This is a genomic window from Streptomyces sp., assembly GCF_031181705.1.
Taxonomy (GTDB): domain Bacteria; phylum Actinomycetota; class Actinomycetes; order Streptomycetales; family Streptomycetaceae; genus Streptomyces.
On sequence record NZ_JAPSKN010000065.1, the window covers coordinates 21,244 to 30,500 of the forward strand.

Below are 9,257 nucleotides of genomic sequence, written 5' to 3' on the forward strand. Positions count from 1 at the left end.
ACCCGCAAGGTGGCCCTGCGCGCCGCCATGGTGACGAGCCCCGACCGCGGGGGTGTCTTCGACGTCCTGCTCCGGCTGGCCCGGCTCGGACTCGGCGGACCGGTCGCCGGTGGCGCGCGGTACGTGTCCTGGATCCACGACCGGGACTTCGTCCGCGCCGTCGACTTCCACGTCGTCCCCGGCCGCCTCCTCGAAGCGCACGTCACCTTCGACCACCGGCAGTGGCCGGCGGCCGCGGACGACCTGGTACGGCGGCTCCGCGGCCGTGACGTGCGATGAACCCGGTCAGCTCTGCCGCTTGCCCTGCTTGAGGGCCTTGCCGGTCATGTCGGTGACCTGCCCGGCCGGCGGCTTCTCCGCCTCGATCTCGGCGCCGAAGTCGGTGAAGTCCATGACGGTGCGCACCGTGACCTTCTCCGGCGCGGACGAGGCGGCGCCGGAGGACCGGCCGGCCGACTGCGGCGCGGCCTTGACGGTCATGTCGATCTGCTGCCTCCGCAGCCGGCCCTCGTCGTCGAGCCACACGTCCATCGGCAGGGCCGGGCCGACCTGCTTGCGCAGGGCGTCGCCGTTCGGCAGCTCGGCGACGTCGACGCCGACACGGTAGTGCGTGGTCCGCGCACCGTTGACCATGGCCGTGCCCTTCTCGGTCACGTCCTGGTCGGTGATGGCCTTCGCGTAGGCCGCGGACTGCGCCGGGTCGCTCACGCCCTGGTCACCGGCGCCCTGCCGGCCGGCGACCTTCCCCAGGTCGATCCTGATCCAGGGCTTGCCGCCCGGAGCCTGCCCCTCGGGCATCTTCTGGTACAGCACCTGGTCGATCACGCGCTGCTCGATCCGCTGCCCCTGCGCCGTCAGCGTCATGACGCTGTCGCCGTCCTCCAGGTCCACGACGCCCTGCCCGTTGGCCGTCTCCGAGCGGCCCTGGGCCGAGGTCCGCACGCGCAGCTCGACCTTCGCGGTGTCCTCCTCGGCGGTCCGGTCGTAGGCCGAGCGCACCGCACGCGTGCCCTGCTCCTCGGCCCCGGCGCTCGTCTTCGCCGAGGAGGCGCCCGCCTCCTGTTTCGTGTCACCTCCGTCACCGCAGCCGACCAGCACCGTGCCGGCCAGGACCCCGGCGACGCCTAAGACGCAGAGCTTGCTGCCGTTGCCTGTGCTGCTCATCGAACCAGCTCCTCTCAGGTGTGTGGTGCGACCCAAGTGCCCGGAAGGGACGCGAACACACCTATGTACGCGAGGAGTTGGATACCGGGAGGAGTCGGTCTCCGTGGTTCAGTGGCGGCGTCCGCGGAGCTTGCCGAGCAGCCGCTGGGCCTGGGCCCGCTTGCGGGGGTCGGCCGCCGCCCGCCGGGCCTGCTCCGCTGCCCGCCGCCCCTGCGGGCTCCGGGCGAATTCCTTGAGTCGGTTGAGCATTCCGGCCATGACGCACCTTCCTTCGTGATCGGGGTGGAATATCTCTGTAGCTCGCCTACCCCCTGGACGGCGTGCTCAGGCACCTGCCGCCCGGTCGGTGCGCGACCGAATGTGTTTGGCGCCCGGCTCCGAGGCAAAGCGGTGTGACATGACTGAGGAGAACAAGCGCACGAATCAGAAGTCGACCACCGTCCGTGCGACGCAGTCCAAGGCCCGCAGCACGGCGGACAAGGCGACCGCCCCGGCGTCGCAGGCCGCCAAGGGGGCCGCGGGGAAGGCCGGTGAAGTGGCGTCAGCCGCCAAGTCCGGCGCGGAGCGCTCCGCGGAGACGGCGAAGACGGCCGCGCAGACAGCCGCCAAGGGCGTCGAGGCGGGCCGCCAGGCGGTCGTCACGGCCTCGGGACACGTCGCCGCCACGGCGAAGACGGCCTGGACGGTCATCGCGCACCGCAAGCTCGTCGCCGCGGGCGTGGGGGCCGGACTGACCGCCCTGAGCGCCGCGTCGTACGCCGTGGGCCGCCGTGCGGAACGCGGTGCGCACGGCCCGCTCACCCGGCTCACCGGCGGGCGGATCTGACCACGGCCGGCACGCGCGGCGTGCCGGCCACGAGGGAGCAGGCGGCGCGGCGCGCCACCGGACGCCCGGTGGCCCGTAGCGCCGCCTCCTCGCGTGCCCGCGGGCCCACGGCCGCGCGTGGCATGGCGCACATCCGGCCCCCACCGGGGTGCCCCCCTCGCGCGGCACGGCTGTGACGAGGAAGGATGAGAGCGCACACGAAGGATCGACCCTGTGGAGGAGCGGGCCCATGCAGCACGAGCGAGCGGGCAGTCCGGCCGGACCCGAGGATCTCGTCGACGTCGCTCGGCTGGTGACCGCGTACTACGCGCTCCACCCCGACCTCGACGACCCGGGGCAGCGCGTCGCGTTCGGAACCTCCGGACACCGCGGTTCGTCGCTGGCGAGCGCGTTCAACGACGACCACATCGCCGCGACCAGCCAGGCCATCTGCGAGTACCGCGCCGAGCAGGGCGTCGACGGCCCCCTGTTCCTGGGCGCCGACACCCACGCACTGTCCGAGCCGGCGCGGGTCACGGCCCTGGAGGTGTTCGCCGCCAACGAGGTGACGGTGCTGATCGACGCGGCGGACGGCTACACGCCGACCCCGGCCGTCTCGCACGCCATCCTCACCCACAACCGCGGCCGCACCACCGGCCTCGCGGACGGTGTCGTGGTCACCCCCTCCCACAACCCGCCCGCCGACGGCGGCTTCAAGTACAACCCGCCCAGCGGCGGCCCCGCAGCCTCCGACGCGACCTCCTGGATCCAGGACCGCGCCAACGAGATCATCCGCGGTGGCCTGAAGGACGTACGGCGCGTCCCGCACGCCCGTGCCCTCGCCGCCCCCACCACCGGCCGCTACGACTTCCTCGGCACCTACGTCGCCGATCTGCCGGCCGTCCTCGACCTGGACGCGATCCGTTCGGCCGGTGTGCGCATCGGAGCCGACCCGCTCGGCGGGGCCTCGGTCGCCTACTGGGGCCGCATCGCCGAACAGCACGGCCTCGACCTCACCGTGGTCAACCCGCACACCGACCCCACCTGGCGCTTCATGACGCTGGACTGGGACGGCAAGATCCGCATGGACTGCTCCTCGCCGTACGCCATGGCGTCGCTGATCGAGCAGCGCGAGCGGTTCCAGATCGCCACCGGCAACGACGCCGACGCCGACCGGCACGGCATCGTCACACCGGACGCGGGCCTGATGAACCCTAACCACTACCTCGCGGTCGCCATCTCCTACCTGTACGCCCACCGCGGGAACTGGCCGGCCGCAACCGGCGTCGGCAAGACGCTGGTGTCCTCCGCCATGATCGACCGGGTCGCCGCCGACCTGGGCCGCGAACTGGTCGAGGTGCCGGTCGGGTTCAAGTGGTTCGTGGACGGGCTCGCCGGCGGCACCATCGGCTTCGGCGGAGAGGAGTCGGCAGGGGCGTCCTTCCTGCGCCGCGACGGCTCCGTGTGGACCACCGACAAGGACGGCATCCTGCTGGCGCTGCTCGCCTCCGAGATCACCGCGGTCACCGGCAGGACCCCCTCCGAGCACTACGCGGGCCTGACCGCCCGCTTCGGCGAGCCGGCCTACGCGCGGATCGACGCCCCGGCGACCCGCGAGGAGAAGGCCCTGCTCGCCAAGCTCTCCCCGGCCCAGGTCAGCGCGGACACCCTGGCCGGCGACGCGGTCACCGCGGTGCTCACCGAGGCGCCCGGCAACGGCGCCCCCATCGGCGGCATCAAGGTGACGACGGACAACGCCTGGTTCGCGGCCCGCCCGTCCGGCACCGAGGACGTCTACAAGATCTACGCCGAGTCGTTCCTCGGCCCCGACCACCTGCGGCGGGTCCAGGAGGAGGCCAAGAGCGTGGTGCTGGCGGCCCTGTCGGCCTGACCGCCGGCACGCCGCGGCCCGGGCCACCGTCACGTGGCCCGGGCCGCCGGGGGAGTCAGCCGCGCAGCCTGCGGGCGGGCAGCACCACGTGCACCGCCGAGGTGAGCACGTCCTCGTCGGAGGTGAAGGCGGCCAGCGTCTCGACGTCACCGGGTTCGGTGCCCTCCGGCCACGAGCGGGTGGCGAAGATCAGGTAGGCGTATCCGAGCTTGGCCACCGCCTCCAGCCAGGTCTCCGGGGGCACGAACTGCGACTTGAGGTGCTTCACGGTCAGGACGGCCGACCCGGGTACGACGAGCAGACTCACCGGCAGACTGGGCCGCTGCGTCGCGTCGACGAGCCCCTCGCCCACGGGCAGCCCGGCGCTCTGCAGCAGCTGCTCGATGGCCTCCGCGGCCGCCTCGGGACCCTTCGCGCCGTCTCCGAGGGGACAGGCCAGCAGGTAGGGGACGTCGACACCTTCAGGGGTGGTGCCCCGCCAGGACAGGACGGCGAGGGAGCCCAGGTCGTCGGTGTGCACGGGCTGCGTTTCGGCTGAGATCGAGGTCACCGCGGCACCGTACCGGCGCACCCGGGGACACCCGGCCCGCTGTCACCCGCTTGGACCACACCCCGCCGGGCTCTCCACACGAACGAGGGGCCCGCGCACCGCACCGGCCCCCGATACAGGACACTGGATGAAGATCCGACCCGGGAGGACCGACACGTGATCATCTTTGGCACCAAGGGATACCTGTACCAGCTGGCGATACTCACGCTGGTGTGCGGCCAGTGCGCCAACCCCGCCGCGCACACGCTCCGCAAGCGCGTCACGAAGTTCACCCTGTTCTTCGTGCCGCTGTTCCCCGTCTCGACGAAGTACCTGACGCAGTGCACCTTCTGCGGCGCCGAACAGAAAGTGACCAAGGAGCAGGCGGAGCAGCTGCAGGCCCAGGACGCGGGCGGCCAGCCGTACGGGCAGCCGCAGCAGCAGAACCGGTTCTGAGCCCGGCGGTTCCAGCGGGCCGGGCCCACCGCCGTCACGTCCTCCGCCAGGCCCAGGTGCCGACGCAACGCGTCCCGCCCCCGGTCCGTCAGCCGCAGGACACGGGCCCCGTCGCCGTGCACCGGCCACGACGCGCCCAGCGCGTGGCGGAACAGGGCGGCGGCCGGGGCGCCCGCCAGACGCGGGCGCCGCTCGGTCCAGTCCAGGCAGGTCCGCAGGTGCCGGCGCTCCACCGCCTCCTCGACGCCGACGCGCCTCAGCCACGCCGCCCCCGACGCCGTGAGCGCCGGACCGTCCTCCCAGGTCACCAGCCCGCACGCGGTCAGGGCGTCGGCCATCGCCACGGTGAGGGCGCCGCCGAGGTGGTGCCGTCCGCCGTCCGAACCGCCCCCGCGGCCGAGGTTCTCCCGTCCCCTGGAGGGCGACCGGCTCACGGGCCGGTCGCGGGGGCCGGCGCTCCGGCCCGGCGACGGTCGGACCACAGCGCCGCGGCCGTCGCCGCCGCGCCCAGCCCCTCCCACACCCCGACCCCGACGAAGACGTCCGGCGCCCTGCCGCCGATCGCGGCGGCGATGAAGACCGTGCACGTCAGCAGCCGGAACGGCACGGTCCAGCGGAAGAAGGCCCGCCAGTCGGCCAGGGCCGCCAGCACGTAGTACACGCCCATGTTGAGGGCCGCCATGGACGACGCCGTCAGGAACGCGGGGGTGAAGTCCCCGGCCGCGCGCTCCTGCGGTGCGGCGAGACCGAGCAGCGACAGCTGGGCGTTCGGTGAGACCAGGCCCAGCGCCCCGAGGGCGGCGGCGAGCACGCCGAAGACGGCGATGGTCCAGCCCGGGGCACAGCGGGGAAGGCGCACGCCGGGATCGTACCGGCGTTCGACCGACCGGTGTGGGCGGTTTCCGATCGGCTGGGGATCACTCGCGAGGTGGCATCCGCGGCATTCCGGGTACTCGACCGCCACGAGCCCGGACCTGTGCGTGGGCCGATGGGCCTCCCGCAGCCGATCAGTGAAAACGGAGGCATGCAGATGAGCACTGTCAGGGAAACCGTGGAAGTCGACGTCCCCCTGCACACCGCGTACAACCAGTGGACGCAGTTCGAGGAGTTCCCGAACTTCATGGAGGGCGTCGAAGAGGTCAGGCAGGTCGACGACCGCCACAACCACTGGACGACGAAGGTCGGCGGCGTACGGCGCGAGTTCGACACCGAGATCGTCGACCAGCTGCCCGACGAGCGCGTCACCTGGCGTACCACCAGCGGAGACACCCACCAGAAGGGCTCCGTCCGCTTCGAGCGCGTGGACGACACCCACACGCGCGTGGAGCTCGTGATGGAGTTCGAGCCCAGCGGGATGGCCGAGAAGGCCGCGGACGTGATGGGCACCGTCGACCGCCGGGTCAAGGGCGACATGAAGCGCTTCAAGCAGTACATCGAGGAGCGTGGCGCGGAGTCCGGCGCCTGGCGCGGCCGCGTCCAGCCGGGTGGCGGCGGCACGGGCCCCGCTCTCTGAACCCACGGCTTCACCACGGCACCCGGCCTCCGCGAGGAGGCCGGGTTTCTGTGTGCCGCGGGCCTCGCGTCGTGCCGGCGTGGCACGCGTCGTACCCGCTCGTCGCGTCGTGCCCGCCCGTGTTGTGCGCTTCGCGCGCGGAGTCCGTGACGTTTCGGCCATCGTTCTGACATGCACCTGTCCATATCGGCTTCCGGGTGGCACGCTGCCCTCTGACTGTCCGCAGTGAGACCCCTGCCTGACCGGGCGACGGCTCCCGCCGCCCGGCCCCCACAGCAGAAGGAGACCGCGTGATAGGCAGACCCCGTAGCCTCCGCCCGTCCGGCACCGCCTCCGTGCGCCGCAGCGTCCTCGGCGCACTCGCCGGCGTCGCCGCGCTGCTCGCGACCGGCGTCACCGCCGCACCGGCCGGCGCCGCCCCGGAACCGGGCACGGCGGCCCCCTCGGCGCAGGAGCGCGCCCTGGCCTTCTGGACCCCGGAACGGATGCGCGCGGCCACCCCGCTCGACGTCCTGACCGTCGACCGCTCCGAGGTGCGGGCCGCGGCACCGCGCAAGGGCAAGGCGACCGTCGTGGCACCCAGCGCACCCGCCTCCGCCGTCGGCCCCCTCGCCTTCCCGCACGGCGGCGGCCCCTGGTCGGGCGGGGGAGCGGTCACCAAGACGGCGGGACGCGTGTTCTTCACCTACCAGGGGCGCACCGCGTCCTGCTCCGGCAACGCCGTCACCAGCGCCAACAAGAGCACGGTGCTCACCGCCGGCCACTGCGTGAAGATGCAGGGCGCCTGGCACACCAACTGGGTGTTCGTGCCGGGCTATCACGACGGGCAGCGGCCGTACGGCACCTGGGCGGCGGCCAGGACACTGTCCACGCCGCAGTGGACGGCCAGTGAGGACATCAACTACGACATCGGCGCGGCCGTCGTCGCCCCGCTCGACGGAAAGCGGCTGACCGACGTCGTCGGCGGCCAGGGTCTCGCCTTCAACACCGGCTACAACAAGGCCATGTACTCCTTCGGCTTCCCGGCCGCCGCCCCGTACGACGGCGAGAAGTTCATCTACTGCAGCGGCACCACCTTCCGGGACTTCCTGCTCTCCGGCGACCACGGTCTGACCTGCGACATGACCGGCGGCTCCAGCGGCGGCCCGTGGTTCACGCAGTTCGACGAGGCCACCGGCACCGGACTGCAGTCCTCGGTGAACAGCTTCAAGTACAACTTCCTGCCCAACGCCATGTACGGCCCGTACTTCGGGGCCGACGCGCAGAACCTGTACCAGAGCGCCCAGTCCTCCTGAACCACCGGCGAGCCGGGAGCCGGGTCCTCCGCCGAGCCGTCACGGAGGACCCGGCTCCGGGTGCGTGCGTCACGCCCGTCGGCGACAAACCCGTTGCGCGGACCACCGGTCTCGACACAATGGCCTGAATGATCGGCAACCGCATCACCTCCCGCATGGCGGACGGCGTCCGCGTCCCCGGAACATGGCGTCACGCCTTCATCCGCAACGGCGACTACTTCCTCACCGACCTGTTCATCTACGCCGACGGACTGATCGACTGCTGGGGCCTGGTCACCCTGGAGGAGTTCGAGCGGAAGCTGCGCAGCGGCTGGGTCGCCACCGAACTCCCGGACGGCGCCTGGGTCTCCGCCCACGACCTGGCCGCGTGGAGATTCAGCGAGCCGTGCGCCTGGCTCACCCCCGAGCTGCTGCTCGCCGAGGTCCGTGACACGATCGACCAGCTCAACGGCCGCCCGGACTCCACGGACCGCTGCCTCGCCGCCGTCGACGCGTTCCTCGCCGAGCCCACCGAGGAGAACCGGGCCGTCGCCCGCGCCGCCTACTACGCCATCCCGGAGACCCAACGCCACTACGCGCTGGGCGACATGGACCGCAAGGACGGGCCGCTGCAGGTCCTGGTGACCGGCCCCGGCGGGGAGTTGCAGTCCTTCCCGGGCGAAACCGTCGACCAGGAGGAGTACGACGAGGCGGTCGCCTACTTCGAGGACCGGGCGAAGTGGCGGGCCGAACGCCCCACGCGGGTACCGGCGGACGGGCCCGCGACACCGATGGCCCCCGCGATCCACCTCTGCCAGAGCTACCCGGTCAGGACCTCGGACGACCCCGGCACGCAGGCCCTCCGCAACGACTACCCCGCGCCCCTCCGGGTCGACGGCGACACCTACCCCTCGGTCACCCACGCGTACTGGGCCCTCTCCACCGCCGACCCCGCGGCCCGGGCCGCCGCGCGGGACGCGGACACGGTGTTCGCCGCCCGCGACGCCGCGGTCGCCGCCCCTCGGCGCGAGGGGTGGGAACAGGCCAGGACCGCGGTCATGACGGCGCTGCTGAGGGCCAAGTACACCCAGCACCCGGCCCTCGCGCGCATCCTCCTGGACACGGCCGACGCGACCCTCGTCTACGACGAGTCCGACTCAGGTCACTGGGGCGACAACGGCGGTCGCGGCCGCAACTGGACCGGTCGCCTGCTGGAGCTCGTCCGCGCGCAGCTCCGGGCCGACCAGGCGGGAATCACCCCGCTCGCCTAGAACGACGGGCGTGGCCCAATCGCCTGGCGGGGCGGGCGGTTCAGCGCGTCGCCTCGGCCAGCCACTCGACCTGCTGCAGGTTCGACGCCGCCGGGATGAAGATCAGCTCGTCGCAGCCGGCCGCGGCGAAGGCCTCGGCGTAGGACGCGGCCATCTCCGCGGTCACCGCCGCACCGGACGCGACCTGCGCGGCGGCATCGCCGAGGAAGCCGTAGTAGTGCCGGAGATAGCCGTCCGCGTGGGCCCGGGCGTCCGGGCCGAGCGCGAAGTAGGCCAGCGCCAGCTTGCGGGGCGTACCCGTCCGCCCCGCCTCCTGCCACGCGGTGTCGACGCCGGCCGCGGCCCGGGCGAACG

The 9,257-nt window shown here is 72.9% G+C and carries 10 protein-coding genes and 2 pseudogenes; 7 read left to right on the forward strand and 5 right to left on the reverse strand.

Annotation, left to right across the window (positions count from 1 at the left end; all coding sequences use genetic code 11):
• Nucleotides 1-279: pseudogene (locus RIN80_RS14805) on the forward strand (epimerase); the annotation flags it as partial.
• Nucleotides 280-285: 6 nt separating this feature from the next.
• Here RIN80_RS14805 and RIN80_RS14810 read toward each other — a convergent pair.
• Together RIN80_RS14810 and RIN80_RS14815 are read right to left on the reverse strand one after the other, a co-directional pair.
• Entirely contained in the window at nt 286-1,164 is an 879-nt protein-coding gene (locus RIN80_RS14810; protein WP_309096044.1) for a hypothetical protein, read from the reverse strand.
• A 108-nt stretch (nt 1,165-1,272) separates the two neighbouring features.
• Entirely contained in the window at nt 1,273-1,422 is a 150-nt protein-coding gene (locus tag RIN80_RS14815) for a hypothetical protein (RefSeq protein WP_309096045.1), read from the reverse strand.
• A 139-nt stretch (nt 1,423-1,561) separates the two neighbouring features.
• On the opposite strand from RIN80_RS14815, the gene RIN80_RS14820 reads away from it, so the two are divergent.
• Both RIN80_RS14820 and pgm read left to right on the forward strand, forming a co-directional pair.
• Complete coding sequence (locus RIN80_RS14820) at nt 1,562-1,990, forward strand: hypothetical protein (protein ID WP_309096046.1); 429 nt, start codon at nt 1,562-1,564, stop codon at nt 1,988-1,990.
• Between the two features lie 229 nt (nt 1,991-2,219).
• Complete coding sequence (gene pgm, locus RIN80_RS14825) at nt 2,220-3,860, forward strand: phosphoglucomutase (alpha-D-glucose-1,6-bisphosphate-dependent) (RefSeq protein WP_309096047.1); 1,641 nt, start codon at nt 2,220-2,222, stop codon at nt 3,858-3,860.
• Nucleotides 3,861-3,915: 55 nt separating this feature from the next.
• Here pgm and RIN80_RS14830 read toward each other — a convergent pair whose 3' ends face one another.
• Nucleotides 3,916-4,410 carry a DUF5949 family protein gene (locus RIN80_RS14830; RefSeq protein ID WP_309096048.1) on the reverse strand — a complete coding sequence of 165 codons (495 nt, stop codon included), beginning with the start codon at nt 4,408-4,410 and terminating at the stop codon, nt 3,916-3,918.
• Nucleotides 4,411-4,566: 156 nt separating this feature from the next.
• On the opposite strand from RIN80_RS14830, the gene RIN80_RS14835 reads away from it, so the two are divergent.
• A complete protein-coding gene (locus tag RIN80_RS14835) occupies nt 4,567-4,845 on the forward strand; it encodes a zinc-ribbon domain-containing protein (protein ID WP_309096049.1) in 279 nt (92 codons plus the stop codon).
• A 430-nt stretch (nt 4,846-5,275) separates the two neighbouring features.
• Here the strand turns inward: RIN80_RS14835 and RIN80_RS14840 are convergent, their stop codons facing one another.
• A complete protein-coding gene (locus RIN80_RS14840) occupies nt 5,276-5,704 on the reverse strand; it encodes a hypothetical protein (RefSeq protein ID WP_309096050.1) in 429 nt (142 codons plus the stop codon).
• A 171-nt stretch (nt 5,705-5,875) separates the two neighbouring features.
• Between RIN80_RS14840 and RIN80_RS14845 the strand changes: the two genes are divergently transcribed.
• The 3 genes from RIN80_RS14845 to RIN80_RS14855 all read left to right on the forward strand — a co-directional run bounded on the left by RIN80_RS14845 (nt 5,876) and on the right by RIN80_RS14855 (nt 8,903).
• Nucleotides 5,876-6,358 carry an SRPBCC family protein gene (locus RIN80_RS14845; RefSeq protein WP_309096051.1) on the forward strand — a complete coding sequence of 161 codons (483 nt, stop codon included), beginning with the start codon at nt 5,876-5,878 and terminating at the stop codon, nt 6,356-6,358.
• A 290-nt stretch (nt 6,359-6,648) separates the two neighbouring features.
• Nucleotides 6,649-7,653: a peptidase gene (locus RIN80_RS14850; RefSeq protein WP_309096052.1), complete on the forward strand. Its 1,005-nt coding sequence runs from the start codon at nt 6,649-6,651 to the stop codon at nt 7,651-7,653.
• Nucleotides 7,654-7,781: 128 nt separating this feature from the next.
• Nucleotides 7,782-8,903 carry an NADAR family protein gene (locus tag RIN80_RS14855; protein WP_309096053.1) on the forward strand — a complete coding sequence of 374 codons (1,122 nt, stop codon included), beginning with the start codon at nt 7,782-7,784 and terminating at the stop codon, nt 8,901-8,903.
• A gap of 40 nt (nt 8,904-8,943) precedes the next feature.
• Here RIN80_RS14855 and RIN80_RS14860 read toward each other — a convergent pair.
• Nucleotides 8,944-9,257: pseudogene (locus RIN80_RS14860) on the reverse strand (N5,N10-methylene tetrahydromethanopterin reductase); the annotation flags it as partial.